Annotated in this window: 20 protein-coding genes and 1 tRNA gene; 16 read left to right on the top strand and 5 right to left on the bottom strand. The window is 60.4% G+C overall.

Features of this window, described 5'->3' with window-relative positions:
* Nucleotide 1 precedes the first annotated feature (1 nt).
* The 3 genes from MGEO_RS16310 (at nucleotide 2) to MGEO_RS16300 (ending at nucleotide 1,562) form a co-directional block, all read left to right on the top strand.
* Entirely contained in the window at nucleotides 2-382 is a 381-nt protein-coding gene (locus MGEO_RS16310) for an RNA-binding S4 domain-containing protein (RefSeq protein WP_085640280.1), read from the top strand.
* A gap of 49 nt (nucleotides 383-431) precedes the next feature.
* Entirely contained in the window at nucleotides 432-770 is a 339-nt protein-coding gene (gene fdxA / locus MGEO_RS16305) for a ferredoxin FdxA (protein ID WP_085640277.1), read from the top strand.
* A 273-nt stretch (nucleotides 771-1,043) separates the two neighbouring features.
* Nucleotides 1,044-1,562, top strand: coding sequence for a CarD family transcriptional regulator (locus MGEO_RS16300; RefSeq protein WP_085640273.1), 519 nt, complete (start codon nucleotides 1,044-1,046; stop codon nucleotides 1,560-1,562).
* 50 nt (nucleotides 1,563-1,612) lie between these two features.
* Here the strand turns inward: MGEO_RS16300 and MGEO_RS16295 are convergent, their stop codons facing one another.
* Together MGEO_RS16295 and MGEO_RS21855 are read right to left on the bottom strand one after the other, a co-directional pair.
* A complete protein-coding gene (locus MGEO_RS16295) occupies nucleotides 1,613-3,493 on the bottom strand; it encodes a monovalent cation:proton antiporter-2 (CPA2) family protein (RefSeq protein WP_085640270.1) in 1,881 nt (626 codons plus the stop codon).
* Between the two features lie 137 nt (nucleotides 3,494-3,630).
* Nucleotides 3,631-6,159: a hypothetical protein gene (locus MGEO_RS21855; RefSeq protein ID WP_085640267.1), complete on the bottom strand. Its 2,529-nt coding sequence runs from the start codon at nucleotides 6,157-6,159 to the stop codon at nucleotides 3,631-3,633.
* 155 nt (nucleotides 6,160-6,314) lie between these two features.
* Between MGEO_RS21855 and MGEO_RS16285 the strand changes: the two genes are divergently transcribed.
* The 9 genes from MGEO_RS16285 (at nucleotide 6,315) to MGEO_RS16245 (ending at nucleotide 16,778) form a co-directional block, all read left to right on the top strand.
* Entirely contained in the window at nucleotides 6,315-7,013 is a 699-nt protein-coding gene (locus MGEO_RS16285; RefSeq protein WP_085640264.1) for an SIMPL domain-containing protein, read from the top strand.
* Nucleotides 7,014-7,088: 75 nt separating this feature from the next.
* On the top strand, nucleotides 7,089-8,093 hold the full coding sequence (locus MGEO_RS16280; RefSeq protein WP_085640261.1) for a hypothetical protein: 1,005 nt from the start codon (nucleotides 7,089-7,091) through the stop codon (nucleotides 8,091-8,093).
* A gap of 119 nt (nucleotides 8,094-8,212) precedes the next feature.
* The gene (locus MGEO_RS16275) at nucleotides 8,213-10,084 is read left to right on the top strand and encodes a DUF4214 domain-containing protein (protein ID WP_085640258.1); all 1,872 of its coding nucleotides are present in this window, start codon (nucleotides 8,213-8,215) and stop codon (nucleotides 10,082-10,084) included.
* Nucleotides 10,085-10,219: 135 nt separating this feature from the next.
* Complete coding sequence (locus tag MGEO_RS16270; RefSeq protein WP_085640255.1) at nucleotides 10,220-10,885, top strand: Crp/Fnr family transcriptional regulator; 666 nt, start codon at nucleotides 10,220-10,222, stop codon at nucleotides 10,883-10,885.
* A 124-nt stretch (nucleotides 10,886-11,009) separates the two neighbouring features.
* Nucleotides 11,010-11,222 carry a YgaP family membrane protein gene (locus tag MGEO_RS16265; protein ID WP_085640359.1) on the top strand — a complete coding sequence of 71 codons (213 nt, stop codon included), beginning with the start codon at nucleotides 11,010-11,012 and terminating at the stop codon, nucleotides 11,220-11,222.
* An 81-nt stretch (nucleotides 11,223-11,303) separates the two neighbouring features.
* Nucleotides 11,304-12,188 (top strand): MBL fold metallo-hydrolase, encoded by an 885-nt coding sequence (locus MGEO_RS16260; RefSeq protein ID WP_085640252.1) that lies wholly within the window; start codon nucleotides 11,304-11,306, stop codon nucleotides 12,186-12,188.
* Between the two features lie 67 nt (nucleotides 12,189-12,255).
* On the top strand, nucleotides 12,256-13,935 hold the full coding sequence (locus MGEO_RS16255) for a bifunctional protein tyrosine phosphatase family protein/NAD(P)/FAD-dependent oxidoreductase (protein WP_085640357.1): 1,680 nt from the start codon (nucleotides 12,256-12,258) through the stop codon (nucleotides 13,933-13,935).
* A gap of 86 nt (nucleotides 13,936-14,021) precedes the next feature.
* Nucleotides 14,022-15,761, top strand: a complete 1,740-nt coding sequence (locus MGEO_RS16250; RefSeq protein ID WP_198948120.1) for a SulP family inorganic anion transporter — start codon at nucleotides 14,022-14,024, stop codon at nucleotides 15,759-15,761.
* A 42-nt stretch (nucleotides 15,762-15,803) separates the two neighbouring features.
* Nucleotides 15,804-16,778: an SLAC1 anion channel family protein gene (locus MGEO_RS16245; RefSeq protein ID WP_085640249.1), complete on the top strand. Its 975-nt coding sequence runs from the start codon at nucleotides 15,804-15,806 to the stop codon at nucleotides 16,776-16,778.
* A 7-nt stretch (nucleotides 16,779-16,785) separates the two neighbouring features.
* Here the strand turns inward: MGEO_RS16245 and MGEO_RS16240 are convergent, their stop codons facing one another.
* From MGEO_RS16240 to MGEO_RS16230, 3 genes are all read right to left on the bottom strand, one after another.
* On the bottom strand, nucleotides 16,786-17,106 hold the full coding sequence (locus tag MGEO_RS16240) for a c-type cytochrome (protein WP_085640246.1): 321 nt from the start codon (nucleotides 17,104-17,106) through the stop codon (nucleotides 16,786-16,788).
* A gap of 82 nt (nucleotides 17,107-17,188) precedes the next feature.
* On the bottom strand, nucleotides 17,189-18,841 hold the full coding sequence (locus MGEO_RS16235; protein WP_085640242.1) for a sulfatase-like hydrolase/transferase: 1,653 nt from the start codon (nucleotides 18,839-18,841) through the stop codon (nucleotides 17,189-17,191).
* Between the two features lie 122 nt (nucleotides 18,842-18,963).
* A tRNA-Ser gene (locus MGEO_RS16230) sits at nucleotides 18,964-19,053 on the bottom strand.
* Between the two features lie 148 nt (nucleotides 19,054-19,201).
* On the opposite strand from MGEO_RS16230, the gene MGEO_RS16225 reads away from it, so the two are divergent.
* The 4 genes from MGEO_RS16225 (at nucleotide 19,202) to MGEO_RS16210 (ending at nucleotide 21,880) form a co-directional block, all read left to right on the top strand.
* Nucleotides 19,202-20,023, top strand: coding sequence for a DUF2059 domain-containing protein (locus tag MGEO_RS16225; protein ID WP_233139955.1), 822 nt, complete (start codon nucleotides 19,202-19,204; stop codon nucleotides 20,021-20,023).
* Nucleotides 20,024-20,296: 273 nt separating this feature from the next.
* On the top strand, nucleotides 20,297-20,944 hold the full coding sequence (locus MGEO_RS16220; RefSeq protein WP_085640239.1) for a 50S ribosomal protein L21: 648 nt from the start codon (nucleotides 20,297-20,299) through the stop codon (nucleotides 20,942-20,944).
* A gap of 13 nt (nucleotides 20,945-20,957) precedes the next feature.
* Nucleotides 20,958-21,227 (top strand): 50S ribosomal protein L27, encoded by a 270-nt coding sequence (rpmA, locus tag MGEO_RS16215; RefSeq protein WP_085640236.1) that lies wholly within the window; start codon nucleotides 20,958-20,960, stop codon nucleotides 21,225-21,227.
* Nucleotides 21,228-21,334: 107 nt separating this feature from the next.
* Complete coding sequence (locus MGEO_RS16210) at nucleotides 21,335-21,880, top strand: GNAT family N-acetyltransferase (protein WP_085640233.1); 546 nt, start codon at nucleotides 21,335-21,337, stop codon at nucleotides 21,878-21,880.
* The last annotated feature ends 22 nt before the right edge of the window (nucleotides 21,881-21,902 follow it).

The following is a 21,902-nucleotide window of genomic DNA, read 5'->3' as shown; positions in this document are numbered from 1 at the left end:
GTTGAGCGAACCGGCCCAGAAACTGCGGATCGACAAGTGGCTGTGGCATGCGCGTTTCTTCAAGACGCGCAGCCTTGCTGCCAAGGTCGTGTCTGCGGGAAAGCTGCGGGTGAACGGACAGCCGATTTCGAAGCCGGCCTATATGGTCAGCGCATTGGATGTGCTGACCTTTCCGCAGGCCAATGACGTCCGGGTGATCCGGGTTGTGGCGATGGGAGAGCGGCGCGGACCTGCGCCTGAGGCACAAATGCTGTATGAGGACCTCGATCCTCCCAAGCCGCGTGAGGCTGCACCGCAAGTGCCTCGTTTTGAAGGCAAAGGGCGACCGACGAAGAAAGATCGTCGCGCTTTGCAACAAACCCGGACAGACCTTCTTGAATGATTTTCGCGAGTGGCTTAGCTAGCGGTCGAACGAGTGATGGAAGACGCGCATGACTTACATTGTGAATGATGCCTGTATTGCCTGCAAATACACCGACTGCGTTGAGGTATGCCCGGTGGATTGCTTCTACGAAGGCGAAAACATGCTGGTCATTCACCCCGATGAATGTATCGATTGTGGTGTGTGCGAACCCGAATGTCCGGCGGATGCGATCCGTCCCGACACCGAGCCGGACATGGACAAATGGGTTGAGTTCAACCGGAAATATGCCGAGCTTTGGCCGGTGATCATCACGAAGAAAGACCCGCTTCCCGAAGCGGAAGAGCGGGACGGCGAGAGCGGTAAGCTCGAGAAATACTTCTCTGAAGCGCCTGGCGAAGGCGGTTGATGATTCGGAAGTTCGGCGCGACTCGGCTGAAGTGAGTTGCGCAACTCTTTGATTCCACATCCGAATCGCCGTCTTGGCGCGCCACTACCGCTGTGCCCCTTTTTGTGTTATAGTCCCGTCACAATCTACACCTGTGGGATACGCGCCATCAGGCGCAGGGATAAGAGCTGACATAAGCTTGTCTTGATATGTTGAAGCCAAACGACCGGAAGCGCTGCTTCCGTTCGTTATTTTTGTCTGTGTCGCACGGGTGCACGCCAAGGAAGGTTCTGAATGAGCAAGTCGAAAAAATCCGAATTCCGCCCGAATGATTATGTGGTTTACCCGGCCCATGGTGTCGGTCAGATCGTGTCCATCGAAGAACAGGAAATCGCAGGCATCACGCTTGAGCTGTTCGTGATCTCTTTTGAGAAGGACAAGATGACCCTCCGCGTGCCGACGCACAAGGCGACGGAAATCGGTATGCGTTCCCTGAGTTCTCCGGATGTGGTGAGCCAGGCGATGAAGACGCTGAAGGGGAAGGCCAAGGTCAAGCGGGCGATGTGGTCGCGCCGCGCGCAGGAATACGAACAGAAGATCAATTCCGGCGATCTGATCGCGATTGCGGAAGTCGTGCGGGATCTGCATCGCGCCGATGACCAGCGTGAGCAGAGCTATTCGGAACGTCAGCTGTACGAAGCGGCGCTTGAGCGTCTGACACGCGAAGTGGCTGCGACCTCGGGTGGTGATGAGCTTGCCGCCGCAAAGCAGGTTGGCGATGTTCTGACATCGCGCGCGCCGGCAGCCGCCTGAGTCAGGCTTCTACCTTGTGAGAAAGCGGTCCCGTTTCGGGGCCGCTTTTTCTATGCGGCATCGTCGTTGCTGGCTTCGAGCGCGGCAAGCAATGACGCTTCAAGCTCTTTCTCGAGTTCTTTCGCACGGGCGATGTAGGCCTCGTTCTGGGCAGAGGGCACGTTCGGGTCCCAGAGGCTTGCGAGTTCACGAACGGTGTAGCGGTCGTGCTGGTAGAACAGTTTTTCGGCCTGCGAGGCTTCGTACTCTGACAGGCCGATATTTTCGAGCACATAGCGTCCGGCACGGAGCGAGCTGTCGAAGAGTTCGCGCACGATGTCATCCGCACCGGCCTGATAGAGCCGGTAGGTGTGGGTCCGGTCTCGTGACCGGGCGACGATGTGAATGTCCGGGCGCAGTCGGCGGGCGTATTTGACAAGCCGTTCCGCCGCCACCGGATCGTCCAAGGCAACCATGAGCACGCGGGCCGTGTCGATGCCTGCGGCGTGCAGAAGATCAGGACGGAGCGGATCACCGAAGAAGCCCTGATAGCCGAACCGGCGCATGAGTTGGATGGTTTGCAGATTGTTGTCGATCACGACCGTCTTTGCGCCCACGGATTGCACCAGCCGGTTTACGATCTGCCCGAAGCGTCCGATCCCGGCGATGATCACAGCACCCTGTTCGTCGATCTCGTCATGTTCATGTTCTTCAGAGCCGTCCTTCATCCGTTTGGACAGCACCTCGTAAAGAATAAAGGCCAATGGTGTGATCAGCATCGACAGCGCCACGATCAGCAACAGGCGGTTGGCAATGTATTCAGGAAGGATGGCCTGCTGAAGCGAGAAGGAGATCAGCACAAAGCCGAATTCCCCGGCCTGGGCGAGGCCGAGGGTAAAGAGCCATTGATCCCGTCCGCGCAACTTGAACGCAACGCCCAGCCCGTAGAGGATCACGCCCTTGAGAAGCATGATCCCCAGTGCGAGTCCGAGGATCGTGACGGGTTGAGAGAAAAACAGACCGAAGTCGATTCCGGCCCCGACGGTGATGAAGAACAGCCCCAGAAGCATCCCCTTGAACGGCTCGATGTCCGATTCCAGTTCGTGCCGGAATTCGCTGTTCGCAAGCACGACACCGGCGAGGAATGTCCCAAGCGCGGGGGACAGGCCGACTGCGGTCATCAGGAAGGCAATGCCGATCACGATGAGTAGGGCAAGCGCGGTATACATCTCGCGCAGGCGAGCGGCGTGGATGAAGCGGAAGAGCGGTCGTGCCCCGTAGATGCCGCCAAGGATGATCAGGGCAACCGCGCCGAGCGTTACGAGCGTGACGCCCCAACCGGGCAGGCCTTCGACAAGCGACATCGCGTGTCCGTGTGCCTCTTCCGCATGTTCGAGCGGCTGTCGGGTGATGGAGCCGTCCGCAGAAAGCGTTGGGCCAATCGGCACGGCGAGCAGCGGCAGAATGATCAGCATCGGGATCACCGCGATGTCCTGAGTGAGCAGGACCGAAAACGTCGATCTGCCGCCGCTGGTCTGCATCAGTCCCTTTTCGCTGAGGGTTTGCAGGACGATGGCTGTCGATGACAGCGCAAAGATCATCCCGATCACAAGCGCGGTCTGCCAGGCGAAGCCAAGTCCCATCGCGGCAGCCATGACGGCGAGCATGGTCAGAACGACCTGCAGCCCGCCAAGGCCGATCAGGCGATGGCGCATGTCCCAGAGCGCGCGTGGTTCGAGTTCAAGCCCGATCAGGAAAAGCATCATCACCACGCCGAATTCGGCGAAGTGCTGGAGGTCCGTCGTGTCGGCGACAAGTCCCAGCCCCGGCCCGATGGCGACCCCGGCCAGCAGGTAGCCCAGCACCGAGCCCAGCCCGAGACGCGCGGCAATCGGCACGGCAATCACCGCTGCCAGCAGGAACACCGACGCGAGGAAAAGAAATTCACCCATTGAGCTTGTGCCTTTCGAATTGAACTCAGGATGACGGGCTTCGGGCGGAGAAGGCAACCGGTTGGCGGTCGCTTTGCCGAATTTTTTGGCATAGCGGCCGATTGCGCTTAAAGGCTGTGCGTGCCGTCGGCCTTGTGTCAGCCGTCCGGCATATCAAGAACAACATTCCGTCCGTTCTTGGTGTAGCGCAATTCGCTGTTGCCGATGGCCGCGACGCGCCCGCCATCCAGGCTGTCACCGACCTGCACCTTCTGGTAACGCCCGTTCGACAGACGTACGAGCGCGCGGCGGTTGGAGGGTTTGCCATAGACGCCGATCAGGTTGATGCGGCGCAGGTTGATGGCATTGGTCACGGTGGCCTGACGGGCCACATTGGCGGTCGATGGGATGCTTGGCTGGACGGTGCGTGGTGCAACCGCAGCGACCTGAGTGACCTCGGGTTCGCGGCTTTGCTGGCTTTCGCGCGCGCGCTCGACAATGGTCGCAAAGTTGCGGGGGCGGGTCACCGGCGCAGAGGACTGAGCGACGGCGAATTTCGTGGCCTCGGGCTGTGCCTCTTCTTCCTCGGCCTTCAGGGTCTCGGGGCGTGCCGACGGTCGCAGAGCGGCCAGTTCGGCTCGGGTGCGACCCCCGAGTTGGGCGCGTTCATTACCTTCGATCAGGCCCTCGGGCCGGACCCTAGGGCGGAACGCCTGCAGCTCTGGTGCAACAGCCGCCTCGTCGGTAGCGGCATCCGGCGTTGAAGCGATGGCCGGAGGGGTCGGGCGCGCCGGTGGTACCACGGGGGGAAGCCCGGCGAAGACGCGAACGCCCTCGGGATTGACCGTCCCCTCAGGTGTCGCGATGACCAATCCGCGCTCATCAAGGGTGAACCGCGTTCCCGGAGGGGCAGGATCGGGTTGGGACAGGTAGGCCAGATCGTTGCGTAGCGTATCGGCACCGGGCAGGGCGACCGCGTCGAACTGCTCGACCCGTCCGTCGATGGAGGCGACGTAGAGATCATCGAGCGTGGTTTGCGTCGGCGGGGCAGGGGCCTCAGGCGAGCGTTGCCAGATCCCGGTTGCAGCGTAACGCGCATCCGCTTCCTCGGGGGTCAGCGCGGCAGGAGGCGGGAGCACAGAGGACAGCCCATCGTCTGTCGCAAGCTCGTCCCCGGTTTCCAACGCAGCAAGCTGGATGTCCGAGCCTGTCTCTGGGGGCGCTGTAACCGAGCCGTCCAGCGGCTGCAGTTCCACGTCCGGCAGGCGGGCGATGGATGGCGTGCCACCATCGCGGTCAAAGAAACGGGACAATCCTTCGTCCAGAAAGACGCTGGCCCATGCCGCAACCGCGAGCAGGAAGATCAGCAGAGCGCTGGTGAGCATGAGGCCGAGGAACCGCGGCTTGCCGCCGATCTGAGGTTCGGTGCGGGCACCGAAGATCGTCATGCGTTCACGTTCGTCGTCTATCTTTGGCTGTTCCGGCGGAGTGGGTTTGGTTGACCGACCGGCACGCAGCGCTGCAATCCGCGCGACAGCCGCGCGGGCCGGTTCGGGATCATGTTTTGGCTTCGGTGGCGCTGCGGGCAGCTCCGGTTCCGGCGTCGCCTTTATGGGGGGCGGTGTCTTTGCAGCAGGTTCCGGCCTGTCGGATTTGCGGCGGCTGAAAAAGCCAAAGCCTCTGCGTTCCTGAACATCCTCAAGGGCCTCATCCTGAAGGACCGGTGCGGTTATGTCCGTGTCACGCGCCGACTTGCGCGCGCCACCAAGTTTGAAACGTGCGGTTGGACTGGCGTCAGGGGTGGGCGCAGCGATCTTTGGTGCCGGTGTTGCGGGCGGCTCCGGACTGTTGGAAGGGCGCGATGCGCGGATCGATGAGAATGACGGTGCCGCTGGAGGGCCCGCCGGGGAAATGGCGGGTGCAGCGGGCTGCGGCTCCGGCGGGGCTGGCGTGGGCGGCAGGTCCTCGGCTTCGGCTGTGATGGTGTCCGGATCCGCTGCACCGGGTGCGAGCGCGTCGTCATCATCGGAGCCGACATCTTCTTCGACGGGTGTATCTGCTGCCGGAACATCCTCGTGAACCGGCTCAGGCGCTGCCGACTGTTCCGCTACGGGCTCGGCTTCGGTCGGGACTGTGTCAGGTTCGATGACCGCATCTGCGGGTACGATTGTGATCGCGGCCTCGTCCTTTGACGGTGCGTCCCCGGTCCAGCTTGCTGCAGGGCCGAAAAAGACTTCGCCGGAAAATTCGCCTTCGGGCGCGATTGCAACAAAACCGACCGGATCGAAATGATGGCTTTTCGCGAACGCCTCGGCCTCGTCCAGCGTTTCGTTTGCTACGGCTGCGATGTGCAGGGCGCCGCCGCTCTGCGACCAGTCAAAGCTGAGATCGTCCACAGCATATGGCGTTGCGCCATCGAGCGCGGTGCGGATGGTGTCCTGAAGCGCATCGCCGGTCAGACTGGTGTCGGGGATCGACAGGTATTTGATCTGCTCGTTCGGTATGACGAGTTTGACCTGCCCGCCATGCGCCGACAGTGCGTCGGCCTCGGAACGCAGAGCGGCAAGCGCGCCACGCAGATCGGTTGCATCAAGAGCAACATCGCCGACCAACGCCCACCCGTTGGCAACACGGCGCAGCAGCGAGATACCTTCAAAAGAGAGAGTCAGGGCAAAGTCTGGCTTCATATCACTATTTTAACAGCCCTTGGCACAGGATGGGAGTCACTTAGACTCCAGTTGAGCGCGACAAAGCGGTCTTCCGCGCGGGGAAAAATCCGCGCTTGTCACCACATCATCACACGGCAATTGTTGTACCGTCATCTCGCGAGATAGGAAGCCCCATGTTCAAGTCCACAGCCCTCGTTGCTGCCGTCGTTGCCTTTGTCGGGATTTCGCCTGTTTGGGCCGAAACAACCGGGCAGTTGACCGTCTCCGGAGAAGGCAGCGTGTTTGCCGTTCCGGATTTGGCTGTGGTGTCGGTTGGTGCGATGGCTGACGCATCGACCGCGCAGGAGGCCATGGATCAGACCTCGGACATCACATCGGCGATTCTTGCTCGGCTTGCGGACGCGGGCATCGAGGGTCGGGATATCCAGACATCCGACCTGTCTCTCAATCCCATCTGGAACCACCGGGCGACCACGGATGACCGTCCGCGGATCGAGGGCTACCAGGCCTCGAACCGGGTGACGGTGCGGGTGCGCGAGCTGGACGCCCTGGGCGGGGTTCTGGATGCCCTGCTGCGCGACGGTGCGAACCAGTTGGGAGGGTTGCAGTTCACGGTGTCAGACCCTGAGCCCCTGCTGAACGAGGCGCGGGTGCGCGCGGTTGCCGATGCACGGGCGAGAGCCGAACTGTTGGCAGACGCGGCAGGCGTGCAGCTTGGCGGTCTGATCAGCCTGAGTGAGACCGGAACGCCGATGCCACGGCCAGAAATGATGGGCATGGCGCGCGCGTCCGATGCGGCGGTTCCGGTTGCGGAGGGCGAGACCGAACTGCGCGCCGGAGTAACACTTGTCTACGAGATTTTGTCAGAGTGATCTCTGCGCTAGGCGGCGGCAACGGGGTTTTCTATACTTCCTGAAAACACAAGAGCAGACCGCCGAAGGATCGTTATGGCACGCCGCCCGGCAAAACCAGTGAATGTAAATGTTGTGATTGTTGGCCAGATGGGACGGTTGGCCTATGAGGCTTTGTTGTTTGCCCTGTCGATGCGGGCCAACACGCCGGATCCGAGGTTTCGGCTCTATGTAGCCGAACCGCAGCCCGGGCCGAACTGGCAGACCGATCCGACGATCCGACCGGATCCGCTTCGGTCCCTGATCGAAGCGCAGGGCGCAACAATCCTGCCATTTGAAAACAGGCATTTCGGAAGCGAATATCCCTATGGCAACAAGATCGAAGCGCTGTTCGCGTTGCCCAAGGGTGAGCCGTTCGTGTTCTTCGACACCGACACCCTGATCACCGGAGACCTTGGCGAGGTGCCGTTCGATTTCAATCGACCGGGGGCATCATTGCGGGTTGAAGGGACGTGGCCGCAGATCGAGCTGTACGGGCCGGGTTATACCGAGATCTGGAAATCTCTGTATGACCGGTTCGATCTGGATTTCAAAAGCTCACTGGATCTGTCGCAGCCGGATGAATACTGGCGGCGCTATCTGTATTTCAATGCGGGGTATTTCTTCTATTCCTGTCCGCATGTCTTCGGGCAGACCTATCTCGACTTTGCGCTGTCCATTCAGAAAGACCCGCCCAAAGAGCTTGTCTGTCAGCCGCTCAAGCCGTGGTTGGATCAGATCGCGCTTCCTCTGGTGATCCACAAGCTGGGAGGTGGGCGTGATGCGCTGCCGGAGGGGTATCTGGACGGAAAAACCAGCGTTCACTACCGCAATATGCCGTTGCTCTATGCGCGCGAAAGCGATGCGGTGATCGATCTGCTCGAAGACATTTCCGCGCCGAACCCGGTCAAGAAACTGATGAAGGAATACGAGCCGTTCAAGCGGATGATCTACCAGAACCGCGGCCACAAGGTGCGGGCGCTGTTCGATCAGGACCATCTTCCGCAGAAGGAGCAACCGATCCGTCAACGGATCAAGAAGAACGGCTTCTGGATGGTCTGACGAAGTGCAATCACTCAAGGCACAAAAGCGTTTACTTGTGATTTTGATGACGTAACCTCTGGGAAAGGAACGATGTTTTCCTGTCGGGTGTCGGTCATACCTGTTTTCCGGAGCAGCCAATGGCGTTTCTCACCGCGGCCACCTATCAGCCGACCAATGATCCCATCATCGACGTGCTTGCGGATGGCATTGTCTGGGACCTGGCTCAAAGCCGCACGATCACTTGGGCTGTTGCGGATGGGCTGAACGCGTATGTCTGGGCGGACGAAGCGGAAGCGATCCAGATCTTTGCGGCGGCTCTTGCGTCGATCCAGCAGTTCATCAATGTCGAGTTTGTCTATCTCGACGCCTTCGACAGCCCGATTTCCGCAGGTGAGGCGGGGGCGGACATTGTCTATACGCTGGACAATGCCGAGGTCGACGACGGCACGCTGGCCTACGCGTATTATCCCGGTCCCGGTGTTTTTTCGGACTTCGAGCAGTACGAAACCGAAGGTGGCGACGTTTTCCTGAACTTCTCGGCCGAGATCATTTCCTCGTCGAGTTTTCGGCCGGGATCGGACGGGTTCGTGACAGTGATCCACGAGATCGGTCATGCGCTGGGATTGAAGCATCCGTTCGACAGCAGCCCTGGCCGTCCGACGCTTGACCAGTTGGATCAGTCACTGGTGCGCGACCTCGATTGGTTCACCATCATGTCCTACACGGACCAGTACGAGCAGGAACTGGAACGATGGGACCCGGCGACGCCAATGGTTCTGGACGTTCTGGCGCTTCAATTCCTGTACGGCCCGAATATGCAGACCAATGCGGGTGATACGACATTTCTGCTTGAGAGCGAGGATTTCTACTACACGATCTGGGATGCGGGCGGGGTAGACAGCGTTGATGTCTCGACCCAGTCCGAAGGGTGGACCATCTTCCTGCCGGATCTGAGCGCGACAACATTTGTCGATACCCTGTCCGGAGTGGCTCTGCCGTCACGGGAGTATGACGGGAGGTTGGTGAATTCTGCCCCCACCGAGTTGGTCTGGCTGATGGGAGACATCGAGAATGCAACCGGATCGCGTTTTGCCGACGTGATCAACGGCAGCCGACACGACAACCATCTGGAAGGTGGCGGCGGGAACGATCATTTGGAGGGCTTCGCCGGGGACGACATTCTTGAGGGCGATGGCGGACGGGATTTCGCATATTTTTCGGGAGACCAGGCGTCGTTTACCCTGACGATTTCCGCTGACGAGTTCACTATGCAGGATCGTAGGGCCGACGGGACGGGCACGGACATTCTGCGTGATATCGAAGTGGTCGAATTCTATTCAGGCGATCAGCGTCAGACCCTCGATCTTGAGCAGTTTGGCGGGCCGGCCGGACTGTCGGCGGACGAGCTGGAGAGCTTTGTCGAGCTTTACATCGCTTATTTCAACCGTGCCCCGGATGCCATCGGGCTGAACTTCTGGGGAACGGCGTTTGCAAACGGGTTTTCGTTGAGCCAGATCGCAACGCTGTTCATCGATCAGGAAGAAACCCGCGCGACCTATCCCGAGAATTTGAGCAATGAGGCTTTTGCAACTTCGGTCTATGACAACGTTCTCGGGCGCATCCCGGATCAGGACGGGTTTGAATTCTGGGTGAATGCGCTGAACTCCGGGGGCATCGCCCGCGATCAGTTCATTCTTGCCGTTCTGGACGGTGCCAAGGCTGACCCGGAACCCGGAGCTTCGCAGGCGTTCATCGATCAGCAGCTTGCCGACCGCGCGTATCTGGCCACGAAGACCGATATCGGCGCGTTATATGCGGTTCATAGGGGGCTGTCCGACGTAAACGCCGCGACGGATGCCATGGCGCTGTTCGACGGATCAGAGGGGAGTGTCACGGCGGCTCTGAGCGCCATTGATCAAACCTATGCGGAGGCGCTTGACCCGGAAACAGGCAGCTTTCTGATGCCTCTTGTCGGCGTGTTGGAAACGCCTTTCGAGGCGGTGGTCTAGGACCCTTCCGGCGACGTCTTCGGAAATCCGTTTGAACACCCTGTCGCGCAGGCGATAAAGGTATTTGGAAAGTGGCATGTGTTCCCGGCCCTTTGGCCCGGGCATGACCACAGGCAAAACCCGGAGTTCGGCAGGATGTCCAATTCAGAATGGATCGACCAGTTCAAGGGGCTCAGCACCTTGCCGGAGAACGTGAAGCGCTATCTGGTGGACGAGAGCAAGGTCATGCGTGTGCCGCCCGGAACCGCCGTTTTCGGGCCGGGGGCTGTTCCTGACAACCTGTTGTTTCTGTTGAATGGTCGGGTGCGTGTGCAGCAAACCTCGGAAAGCGGTCGGGACATCGTGCTCTATCGGGTCGAGGCCGGTGAAAGCTGTGTTCTGACAACGGCCTGCCTGCTGGCGCATGAACCCTATTCGGCCGAGGGGATCACCGAGACCGAGGTCACGGCGGTTGCGATTCCGCGTGGCGCATTTGACCGTCTTATGGCGTCGTCACGGGAGTTTCGGGATTTTGTCCTGACCGCGTATGCGCGGCGCATCACGGATCTGTTCCGCGTGATCGATGACGTGGCTTTCGGGCGCATCGATGTGCGGCTTGCCTCACGTCTGATCAGCCTTGCGCCAAGGGAAGACGATCTGGCCACCACGCATCAGCAACTCGCAACAGAGCTTGGTACGGCGCGTGAAGTGATCTCGCGCGTGTTGAACGATTTCCAGAAGCGGGGCTTCATCGCGCAGTCGCGGGGGAAGATCACGCTGCTGGATCGGGCCAGTCTGTCGCGCCTTGCGGAAAGCGCCTGAGCATCCTCTGCCTGCGACAGAATGGTAGCTGCGAGCCCTGTTTTCGCGTTAGGTGACAATATCACTGAAGGGTTGCGTCCAAAGGCGTACCACAGAGTCAAATTTGATTCTGGAGGGAACCGAAATGACAACCAATGTCGGAACACTTGACCGGGCGCTGCGCGCTGTTCTGGGCGTGGTCCTGCTCTATCTGGCTTTTGCGAGCGGACTGCCGCTGTTTGACGGTGCGCTGTTCAAATACGGCGCTGCATTGATCGGCATCGTGATGCTGGTGGTTGCAGCGGTACGCGTTTGCCCGCTCTATTCGATCATTGGCATCAAGACCTGCCGCACCTGATCGGTCCTAGCTGACACGAGGTCGCTCAGCCCCAAGGTCGGGCGGTCGGCCTGACACATATCTGAATTCAAGGAGACACTCATGACACAGTATCCCGTGAACATGTCCGTCACACCCGACGTTTCGGCCCATTTCGATGAGGCCACCAACACGATCAGTTACATCGTGAAAGACCCGACGTCTGACGCCTGCGCCATTGTCGACAGCGTTATGGACATCGATTACGCCGCCGGTCGGATCACCTACGACCATGCCGATGCCCTGATCGCTGAAATCCAGGAGCGCGGGCTCAAGCTGGAATGGATCATCGAGACCCATGTCCACGCCGACCATCTGTCGGCCGCGCCCTACATTCAGGACAAGCTGGGCGGAAAGATCGGCGTCGGCTCCAAGATCATGGTCGTGCAGGACACCTTTGGCAAAATCTTCAACGAAGGCACCGAGTTCCAGCGCGACGGAAGCCAGTTCGACAAACTTTTCGAAGATGGCGACACCTACAAGATCGGCAACATGGACGCCTTTGCCATCTACACCCCCGGCCACACACCGGCCTGTATGGTGCATGTGATGGGCAATGCCGCCTTTGTCGGCGACACGTTGTTCATGCCCGACGGTGGCTCGGCCCGTGCCGATTTCCCCGGCGGCGATGCAGGAACGCTCTATGACAGCATCCAGAAGGTGCTGACTCTGCCGGACGACATGCGTCTGTTCATGTGCCATGACTACGGTCCGAATGGTCGCGATATTCAGTGGGAAACCACCGTGGGCGAAGAGAAGGCGCACAACATCCATGTGGGCGGCGGCAAGACGAAGGAAGAGTTCGTCAAGTTCCGCACAGAGCGCGATGCGACGCTGGACATGCCGAAGCTGATCATCCCCTCGCTTCAGGTGAACATGCGCGCGGGTGAGGTGCCGAAAGACAAAGACGGCAATCCGATGCTCAAAGTGCCCGTCAACGCTCTCTGAGCCAGTGATCCCATGTGGCGGCTCAGTGCCGCCACAGATTTCCATGCAAGCAGGTGAGACCTTCGCGATGCAACTGAACAAGATCAACGATGCGCTCACCGTGAGCCCGCAGATCACGACCGATGACATTCCCGCGCTGAAAGATGCCGGGTTCCGGTCGATCATCTGCAACCGGCCGGACGGAGAAGGCGCGGATCAACCGACCCACGAAGAAATCGAAGCTGCTGCGAAGGCAGCAGGTCTCGAAATGCGCTACCTTCCGGTGCGCTCGGGCATGGTGCTGGACGAAGATGCCCAGTCCTTCGGAGCCGCGCTGCGCGATCTGCCGGGGCCGGTTCTGGCCTATTGCCGGTCCGGAACGCGGTCTGCAACGCTTTGGTCGCTGAGCCAGTCCAAGTCGCTGCCGATGTCCGATATCCTGGGGGCCACCCGCGCCGCCGGATATGACATGAATGGTGTTGCGCGTCGGATTGCGAACGGCGGCAAGACCCCGACCGAGACGGGAGATGCCAGGTTCGACGTGGTGATCGTCGGCGGCGGGGCAGGGGGTGTTTCAGTGGCTGCCAGCCTCAAGGCCCGCAAGCCGGGCCTTTCGGTGGCAATCATCGACCCGGCGGACATCCACTATTACCAGCCGGGCTGGACCATGGTGGGTGGCGGCATCTTCAAGCCTCAGGACACCGCGAAGACGATGGGATCGTTGATCCCGCAGGGCGTGCACTGGATCAAATCCGCTGTGGCGGCGTTCGAACCCGAGAACGATGCCGTGATCCTCGATGGCTGTCGCGTCGTGAAATACGACCGTCTTGTCGTATGCCCCGGTCTGAAACTGGACTGGAGCAAGATCGAAGGACTGGAGGAAACCCTCGGGCGCAACGGCGTCACGTCAAATTACCGGTACGACCTCGCGCCTTATACCTGGGAACTGGTCAACAACCTGAAGAAAGGCCGGGCGCTGTTCACACAGCCGCCAATGCCGATCAAATGTGCCGGTGCGCCGCAGAAAGCGATGTATCTTTCGGGCGATGCGTGGCTCCGCAACGGCGTGCTCAAGAACATCGACATTCAGTTCATGAATGCCGGTGGCGTCCTGTTCGGTGTGAAGGACTATGTTCCCGCGTTGATGGAGTATGTGAAACGGTACGACGCAAAGTTGAACTTCTTCCACAACCTGATCGCGGTCGACGGCCCGGCGAAGAAGGCGACCTTTGCCGTGAACGCGCCGGATACGGAACCGACCACGGTTGAGGTGGAATTTGACATGATGCATGTCTGCCCGCCGCAGACCGCACCTGACTTCATCCGGGTGTCGCCCCTTGCTGACGCGGCGGGATGGGTCGATGTGGATCAGGCAACGCTGCGCCATACGCGCTACGACAACATCTGGTCGCTGGGGGACGTGATGAACGCGCCCAATGCGAAAACCGCAGCGGCCGCCCGCAAGCAGGCGCCGACTGTGGCCGACAACATCGTGGCCGATCTCAGTGGCCGGTCTGCCGTTTCGCAGTATGACGGTTATGGGTCATGCCCGCTGACGGTGGAACGTGGCAAGATCGTACTGGCAGAGTTCGGTTACGGCGGTGCGCTGAAGCCCAGTTTCCCGAGCTACCTGCTGGACGGCACCAAACCGTCGCGCGCGGCGTGGTTCCTCAAGGAAAAGCTCCTGCCGCCGATTTACTGGAAGGCGATGCTCAAGGGCAAGGAATGGATGGCCAAGCCTGAGAAGGTCAAGGTCGCCGCTGAATAACCTGACATGCGACGCCTCCCTCCGGCGCGCATCACACTCGTGGGCAGGGCGGTCCCGTCCTGTCCACGACCTTTTCGAGAAGACACATGATCCATCATCTCCGCGGTTACTTCCCGATCCTCAACTGGGGACGGACCTATGACCGGAACGCATTTTCCAATGACATGATCGCAGCGGTGATCGTAACGATCATGCTGATCCCGCAGTCGCTGGCCTATGCTCTGCTGGCCGGTCTGCCGCCAGAGGCGGGGATTTACGCCTCTATTGCTCCGATCATTCTCTATGCGATTTTCGGCACCAGCCGGGCGCTTGCCGTGGGGCCGGTGGCCGTGGTGTCGCTTCTGACGGCCTCAGCCGTGGGGCAGGTGGCCGAGCAGGGCACGGCAGGCTATGCCGTGGCCGCGCTGACACTTGCGTTCCTTTCGGGTGGATTCCTTCTTCTGCTGGGGATTCTGAGGCTTGGATTCCTCGCTAATTTTCTCAGCCATCCGGTGATTGCCGGGTTCATCACCGCGTCCGGTATCCTCATTGCGTTCAGCCAGCTGAAACATCTGCTTGGCGTTTCTGCGCATGGTCATACCCTGCCGCAGCTTCTGACATCGCTGGGCGAGCACCTTGGCGAGATCAACATCATCACGGTGATCATTGGCGGGTTGGCAACGGCGTTCCTGTTCTGGGTGCGCAAAGGTCTCAAGCCGATGTTGCGCCGCCTTGGCGCGTCACCGACTCTTGCGGATGTGCTGACAAAAGCCGGGCCGGTGGCCGCAGTAGCCGTCACCACGCTGTCGGTGTGGCTTTTCGGGTTGGACGACCGGGGGGTAAAGATCGTCGGTGACGTGCCACAGGGGCTGCCCCCCTTCACCTTGCCGGGGCTGTCGCCCGACCTGATCGGTCAATTGATGATGCCTGCGATCCTGATTTCGATCATCGGATTTGTGGAATCCGTTTCCGTGGCGCAGACGCTGGCCGCAAAGAAGCGTCAGAAAATCGATCCCGATCAGGAACTGATTGGCCTCGGTGCCGCCAACCTTGGTGCCGCCTTTACCGGCGGGTACCCCGTGACGGGTGGGTTTGCACGGTCGGTCGTGAACTATGACGCAGGTGCCGAGACGCCTGCCGCGGGTGCGTTTACAGCCATCGGGCTGGCCATCGCAGCTGTCGCATTGACACCGTTGGTTTACTACCTTCCGACCGCGACTCTTGCCGCAACCATCGTTGTTGCTGTTCTGAGCCTTGTCGATTTCTCGATCCTGAAAAAGACATGGGGCTACTCCAAGGCCGATTTCATTGCCGTGGCGGCAACGATCCTGCTGACGCTCGGACTTGGTGTCGAGGTCGGTGTGGCCTCGGGTGTCGGGATTTCAGTGTTGCTGCACCTCTACAAAACCTCGCGCCCACACGTGGCCGAGATCGGTCTGGTGCCGGGAACCCAGCATTTCCGGAACATCAACCGCCACAAGGTTGCAACCGACCCGACTGTTCTGAGTCTGCGGGTCGATGAGAGCCTGTATTTCGTGAACGCGCGGTTCCTGGAGGATCTAATTCAGTCCCGCGTTTCGGATGGCTGTGCCATCAAGCACGTGATCCTGATGTTCTCGGCGGTGAACGAGGTGGATTTCTCGGCCCTAGAAAGCCTTGAATCCATCAACCACCGCCTGACGGATCTGGGGATCGGGCTGCACCTGTCCGAGGTCAAAGGCCCGGTGATGGACCGTCTGTACCAGACCCATTTCCTTCGGGATTTGAATGGCGATGTGTTCCTGTCGCAATATGACGCGTGGAAGGCGCTTGCCAAATCCGCTGAGATGAAAAACGCCGCCGAATAATCTGAGACCTGTGCCCATCCGGGCCGCGAGAGGGACCAAGAGATGACAGAGACCGCCCACGACCAAAGCGCGCCCGTGCCGCACAACCGGCTGGAGCATTTCCCTGTTGCGTTCTTCAGCGCCGTCATGGGGCTCATGGGAACTTCGCTGGCGCTCGAAATTGCCGGGTTCGAGGCGGTCGGACAGATCATCGCTGGACTCGCTGCCGTGGTCTTTGTGGTGCAGGCTGGTTTCTACGGTGCCAAAGCGGTGCGCCATCCCGCAGCCGTTGCCGCAGAATGGAACCACCCCATCAAGCTTGCCTTCTTTCCCGCAATCAGCATTTCGCTGCTCCTCGCAGCCGTTGCGCTGCGCGGCGCCGCGCCGGGGCTGGCGTCCGGGGTGTGGGTTGTGGGGGCCGTGTTCCAGGCCATCCTGACACTTGCCATCGTCAGCAGTTGGATCAGCCATCGCGGCTTCGGTGTCGGGCAGATGTCACCGGCTTGGTTCATCCCGGCGGTGGGCAACGTGGTGGCGCCGATTGCAGGAGTGTCGCTCGGATTTGTCGATGCAAGCTGGTACTTCTTTTCGCTGGGCGTGCTTTTCTGGATCGTCTTGCTGACGCTGGTGTTCAACCGGCTGGTGTTTCACGATCCGCTTCCGGGCAAACTGCGCCCGACCCTGACCATCTTGATTGCGCCGCCCGCGGTGGCTTTCGTCGCATGGCTGCAGCTGAACGGCGGCGTTCTCGATGCGCCGGCCCGCGTGCTTTATAACCTGGGTCTGTTCTTCACGGCGCTTGTTCTTCTTCAGGCCCCGAGCCTGCTGAAACTGCCGTTCGCGCTTTCCTTCTGGGCGCTGTCCTTCCCGATGGCTGCCATGACGATTGCGTCGTTCCGCTATGCCGCACTGTCCGGCGCGGGTGTCTTTGCGGAGATTGGATGGGCGTTGCTGGCGTTGCTGTGCATGATCATCGCCGGGTTGGTCTGGCGGACGGTCCTGGCGATTGGGCGCGGCGAGATCTGCAAGCCGGAATGAGGCTGGATCATTCTTCCAAAGAGAGGATGTAGGCCACCATGTCCTCGATGTTGTTGCCGATCATGTAATCGGTGTATCGCGGCATGTCATCGTGAATGGGGCGGATGATCCGGTCGCGGATCTGATCCTCTGAGCGGAACCTGGCGATCGCGGCAAAGCTTGGCGGGTCCAGTTTGAATGGCCCGCCCGGACCGACGTCATGGCAGGCAGAGCAGTATTCCTCCGCGATATCCCGGCCCATGGAGACGCTGGCATCCTGTGCCCAGAGAGGACAGGCCATCATCGCGCCTGCAAGCGTGGCGATCACGGGTTTTGCGCGCAGCGTCATGGCTCCCTCCGACTTGGTCTGTCTTCATGATACGCGGGGCGGTGGCAGGCGGCAAAGGAATTAACCGCGCCGCCTCGATCGATCAGTCTTTGGGTTTGCCCTGTGGTGTGAGGCTCGAAAACGGAAAGCCGGTGACGTTTTCGAACTCTTCCTCGTCCCAGAACCCGATCAGGATGCCTTCTTCGGTCGCCAGTTTCTGCCGCTCAAGAAGCTCGGGTGTTGCCGTGATCCGGGTGTGATGCCGTGTAGCCCAGTCAAGAAGCGCCCGTTCCATCCGTGCGCGGACGGCGATATGCGCATCCTCTTCGGACGCTCCCAGATCCTTCAGTTCCTGCGGATCGGTTTCCAGGTCGAAGAGAACGGGCCGGAAACCCTCGCAGCGGATGAATTTCCAGCGCCCGTCAAAGATCATCGTCGTATGCGCCTGATCCTGCGGCTGTTTCAATTGCCGGGCCATCTCGGACCAGTGATAATCGTGTTCGCTGATCGCGTAGCGCCGCGAAAATCCATCGGTACGGTGCAGCAGGGGCGTGAGATCCCGTCCCTCGATGACGTGCGGTTTGGCGGGACAGCCCAACGCCGCCATGAAGGTCGGGGCGAGGTCGATCATCTCAACCAGCGCCTCCGAAGTGTTCCCGCGCGTGCTGTCGGCGTCCGGGCGGGGATCATGGATGATCAACGGCACCTTGACCGCCATCTCGTGATAGAAATCCTTGTCCCCCATCCAGTGGTCGCCCATGTAATCACCGTGATCCGACGTAAAGGCGACAATCGTCGACTTGCTCAGACCCGTCTCATCCATCCAGGCAAAAAGCCTGCCAAGGTTGTCATCCAACTGTTTGATCAGCCCCATATAGGCTGGGATGACTGTCTCCCGGACGTGGTCGCGCGAAAAGCTTTGGGAAACTCGCGCCGCCAGATAGGCCTGCATCAGCGGGTGATCGGTCTCGCGCTCCGAACCGGACCGGACTGGCGGAACGATATGGGTCTCGTCGTACATCGCATGATACGGGGCGGGCACGATATAGGGCCAGTGCGGTTTGATGTAGGAGAGGTGACACATCCACGGGCGACCATCCGAGCGCGCCTCACGCATGAAATCCATCGCCCGGTTTGTCATGTAGGCGGTTTCCGAGTGTTCCTCCGGCACGTTCGCCGGCAGACGCGAATTTTTCAGGAGCCAGGCCGACAGGCGTTCTCCGCTGTCACTGACACCGGAATTGGCGAAATCCTCCCACGGGTTGTCCGAGCAGAACCCCTGCGCAACCAGATAATCGTCATAGGCGGACCAGCCCTGTCGGGGACTGTTGGGATGCAGACCGTCGTCGCGCTCGAACGGCTCAAACCCACATTCCGAGACCCGCACGCCGATTTCGCTCTTGGGATCGATGCCCAGCCACGCCATGCCTTCGGCGTCTGCGGCCATATGGGTCTTGCCCACCAGAACCGCCCGTGCTCCGGCAGCCCTCAGATGGTCACCGAGTGTCGGCTCGCCCACCCGCAGGGGCATGCCGTTCCATGTTGATCCGTGCGAACGGACGTATCGCCCGGTATAGGCCGACATCCTCGACGGTCCGCAAACGGGAGACTGCACATAGGCATTGGTGAAGCGGACCCCTCGTGCCGCAAGCGCGTCGATATGCGGCGTGTGCAGATGGGGGTGGCCATAGCAACTCAGGTAATCGAACCGGAGCTGGTCGGCCATGATCCACAGAACATTCGGGTGATCCGCCATCGCCGGTGCTCCTTCCTTTATCTCGGACTGCCGTCAGTGAGGATACACGGACAGTCGCAGCAGAAAAGCCGGATTGCCGCTGTTTCAGAGCCGTCCAACGATGGGGCGATTGGGATGGATAGTGGCGGAGAGACAGGGATTCGAACCCTGGGTGGACTTGCGCCCACAACGGTTTTCGAGACCGCCCCGTTCGACCACTCCGGCACCTCTCCGCGGGGGTCTGGAGGGGCGTTTAGCTTTTGCTTCAGACGGGCGCAACCTCTATTTCATGCAATCCGTCACGAAGCCGTCACAGCGGTCCGGGTTGGAATTGCTGCGGCCGCGTCATAGGTATGGATCAGGCAAACGGGGAGATCCGACATGATCCGGAAAATGGTGGCGGCAGCGGCGACGGCGATTGCAGTGACCTCGTGGTCCTTGCCCGCCTATGCGACGCCGGCCAATGATCTTCTTGATGCGCTTGGCGTGCCCCGGATCGTGGAATTGATGCGGGCGGAAGGCCTCGAATACGGCGATACGCTGGCCGAGGACATGGTGCCCGGCGGCGGTACGGCGGGCTGGCAGTCGACGATCGACCGGATTTATGACGAAGAGCGCATGTTGGCGACGGTGCGCGAGGTGTTCGCAGCCGAGTTCGGAGATGCCGAAACCGATCCCCTGCTTGCGTTTTTCGAGTCGCCCACCGGGCAACAGATTGTCAGCCTCGAACTCAGCGCGCGCGACGCAATGCGCGAACAGGAAATCGAGGATGCCGCGCGCGCCGCGTTTCGTGACTTGGAAGGCGGCGACTCACGGGAACTCGCCGCGATTTCGGATTTCGTAGAGACCAATGATCTGATCGAAGCCAACCTCGTGGGCGCGCTGAACGCCAACTACATGTTCTATCTGGGTCTCGTCGATGGCGGCGCGCTGCAGATGTCGGAGGCGGACATTCTGACCGAAGTCTGGTCCTCTGAAGAGGAGACGCGGGCCGATACGCGGGAATGGGTTTTCGCCTTTCTGCTGATGGCGTACCGTCCACTCGAAGACGGCGTGGTGGAGAGCTATACCGAGCTGTCGCAGACCGATCCGGGCCGCGCGCTGAACCGAGCGCTGTTTGCCGGGTTCAACAAGATGTACGACGATATCTCTTATGCGCTGGGCATGGCAGTGGCACGGGAGATGCAGGTTCAGGAGCTTTGATCGCGCTTAAGCGGGCGTTCTGCGGTCCGTGCCTCGCATCCTCACCGAAGTGCCGAAAGTCGAGGAAACAGACCGTATTCCGGCGAAACGGGCATTGACATACGGACGAAGTGGACGCATAAGCCGCGCACGCACAAGACGGGGCTTCGGTCCCGCCTTTTGTTTTTGTGATAACGACGCCTCGAGAGGAGGCGCGCTGTTCGAGGCGGGGATGCTCCCCACAAACACCGGAGTGCCGGGGCCACAGGACGCGGGTGACAAAGGAAGAACACGATGTTCGCGGTTATGAAAACCGGCGGCAAGCAGTACAAAGTCCAGTCGGGCGATACTCTGCGCGTCGAAAAACTGGCTGCCGATGCAGGCGAAAAAGTCCAGTTCAACGAAATTCTGATGCTTGGCGGTGACAAGGTTGTCGTGGGCGCGCCTCTGGTGGACGGTGCTGCCGTTCAGGCCGAGGTTGTCGACCAGATCAAAGGCGATAAGGTCATCAACTTCGTCAAGCGTCGCCGTAAGCACAGCTCCAAGCGGACTGTCGGCCACCGTCAGCAGCTCACTCTGCTGCGCGTCACCGACATCCTTGCTTCCGGCGCGGACAAGTCCGGCGTGAAAGCCGCTGTTGGCGCAGGTTCTGTTGCAGGTGTTGCTGTGGCTGCCGCTGCTCCGAAGAAAGCAGCTGCTCCGAAGGCGGAAAAGAAACCCGAAGCACCGAAAGCGGCTGCTGGCGCGGACGATCTCAAGCAGCTGTCCGGCGTTGGCCCGGCGCTCGAGAAGAAACTGCACGAAGCGGGCATCACCACGTTTGCCCAGATCGCTGCATGGACCGAAGCAGACGTCGAGGAATTCGGCGAGAAGCTGTCGTTCAAAGGCCGGATCGAGCGTGAAGGCTGGATCGAACAGGCCAAAGAACTGGCATCGAAGTAAGGAGACCTGACCAATGGCACATAAAAAAGCAGGCGGTTCATCCCGCAACGGTCGCGACTCTGCCGGACGCCGTCTTGGCGTGAAACTTTACGGTGGCCAGTCGGCAATCCCGGGCAACATCATCGTGCGTCAGCGCGGTACCAAGTTCTGGCCGGGCGAAGGCGTGGGCATGGGCAAGGATCACACGATCTTTGCAACCGTCGATGGCAACGTGACCTTCCACAAGGGCCTCAAGGGCCGCACCTTCATTTCGGTCCTGCCAGTGGCGGAGGCCGCGGAGTAAGCCGACCTTAAGGTTTTTGGGAAATCTGGGGGGATCGGCAAGAAGCCGGTCCCCCCATTCTGTTTGGGAGGGGGGCCTGCCCAATGTCTGCGATGAGGAGAGAGCAGATGAACGTGGAGACCATCACCGCAGGGGAACAGCCTGTTGTCGCGACGGAGCGGTTTCACCTCCGTCCACTGGTGACATCCGATGTCGGCCTGATCGAACACTACGCAAGAGACAAACGCGTGGCGACGATGACGACCTCCATCCCACACCCGCTGCCCCCCGGAGCGGCACGTGCCTTTGTTGACCGCAGCCTGCTGCCCGAACGTGATGAAGACGTCTGGGCGATCGACGGCACGGCGGCGGGTGGCCCCGAAGTCATGGGGCTGATCTCTCTGAAGCGCATGGACCGCAATCAATCGGAGGTCGGGTACTGGGTGGCACCCCCATTCTGGAACACCGGCCTTGCCTCGGAGGCGGTGCAGGCGCTGGTGGCGGCCAATCCTCTGGGCAACAAGACGATGTTTGCCAGCGTGTTTCAGGACAATCCCGCTTCGGCGCGCGTTCTGACGCATTGTGGCTTTGAATATATCGGCGACGCGGAATCCTTCTCTGTCGCGCGAAACGCAACGGTCAATACCTGGACCTATCTCAAACGTATGGGCTGACGCGCGGCTTCAAACCCGATAG

The sequence above is a fragment of the Marivita geojedonensis genome (genome assembly GCF_002115805.1).
GTDB lineage: Bacteria > Pseudomonadota > Alphaproteobacteria > Rhodobacterales > Rhodobacteraceae > Marivita > Marivita geojedonensis.
Note: the sequence above shows the minus strand (reverse complement) of the source record. Positions and strands in the feature narration are given on the sequence as shown.

Coding starts and splice junctions, on each gene's coding strand:
- MGEO_RS16235 (WP_085640242.1), bottom strand. CDS start 18,841: ATGGCGGATCACCCGAATGTTCTGTGGATCATGGCCGACCAGCTCCGG.
- MGEO_RS16255 (WP_085640357.1), top strand. CDS start 12,256: ATGCAACTGAACAAGATCAACGATGCGCTCACCGTGAGCCCGCAGATC.
- MGEO_RS16275 (WP_085640258.1), top strand. CDS start 8,213: ATGGCGTTTCTCACCGCGGCCACCTATCAGCCGACCAATGATCCCATC.
- MGEO_RS16220 (WP_085640239.1), top strand. CDS start 20,297: ATGTTCGCGGTTATGAAAACCGGCGGCAAGCAGTACAAAGTCCAGTCG.
- MGEO_RS21855 (WP_085640267.1), bottom strand. CDS start 6,159: ATGAAGCCAGACTTTGCCCTGACTCTCTCTTTTGAAGGTATCTCGCTG.
- MGEO_RS16280 (WP_085640261.1), top strand. CDS start 7,089: ATGGCACGCCGCCCGGCAAAACCAGTGAATGTAAATGTTGTGATTGTT.
- MGEO_RS16295 (WP_085640270.1), bottom strand. CDS start 3,493: ATGGGTGAATTTCTTTTCCTCGCGTCGGTGTTCCTGCTGGCAGCGGTG.
- MGEO_RS16225 (WP_233139955.1), top strand. CDS start 19,202: ATGATCCGGAAAATGGTGGCGGCAGCGGCGACGGCGATTGCAGTGACC.
- rpmA (WP_085640236.1), top strand. CDS start 20,958: ATGGCACATAAAAAAGCAGGCGGTTCATCCCGCAACGGTCGCGACTCT.
- MGEO_RS16285 (WP_085640264.1), top strand. CDS start 6,315: ATGTTCAAGTCCACAGCCCTCGTTGCTGCCGTCGTTGCCTTTGTCGGG.
- MGEO_RS16240 (WP_085640246.1), bottom strand. CDS start 17,106: ATGACGCTGCGCGCAAAACCCGTGATCGCCACGCTTGCAGGCGCGATG.
- MGEO_RS16260 (WP_085640252.1), top strand. CDS start 11,304: ATGACACAGTATCCCGTGAACATGTCCGTCACACCCGACGTTTCGGCC.
- MGEO_RS16250 (WP_198948120.1), top strand. CDS start 14,022: ATGATCCATCATCTCCGCGGTTACTTCCCGATCCTCAACTGGGGACGG.
- MGEO_RS16265 (WP_085640359.1), top strand. CDS start 11,010: ATGACAACCAATGTCGGAACACTTGACCGGGCGCTGCGCGCTGTTCTG.
- MGEO_RS16270 (WP_085640255.1), top strand. CDS start 10,220: ATGTCCAATTCAGAATGGATCGACCAGTTCAAGGGGCTCAGCACCTTG.
- MGEO_RS16245 (WP_085640249.1), top strand. CDS start 15,804: ATGACAGAGACCGCCCACGACCAAAGCGCGCCCGTGCCGCACAACCGG.
- MGEO_RS16210 (WP_085640233.1), top strand. CDS start 21,335: ATGAACGTGGAGACCATCACCGCAGGGGAACAGCCTGTTGTCGCGACG.
- fdxA (WP_085640277.1), top strand. CDS start 432: ATGACTTACATTGTGAATGATGCCTGTATTGCCTGCAAATACACCGAC.
- MGEO_RS16300 (WP_085640273.1), top strand. CDS start 1,044: ATGAGCAAGTCGAAAAAATCCGAATTCCGCCCGAATGATTATGTGGTT.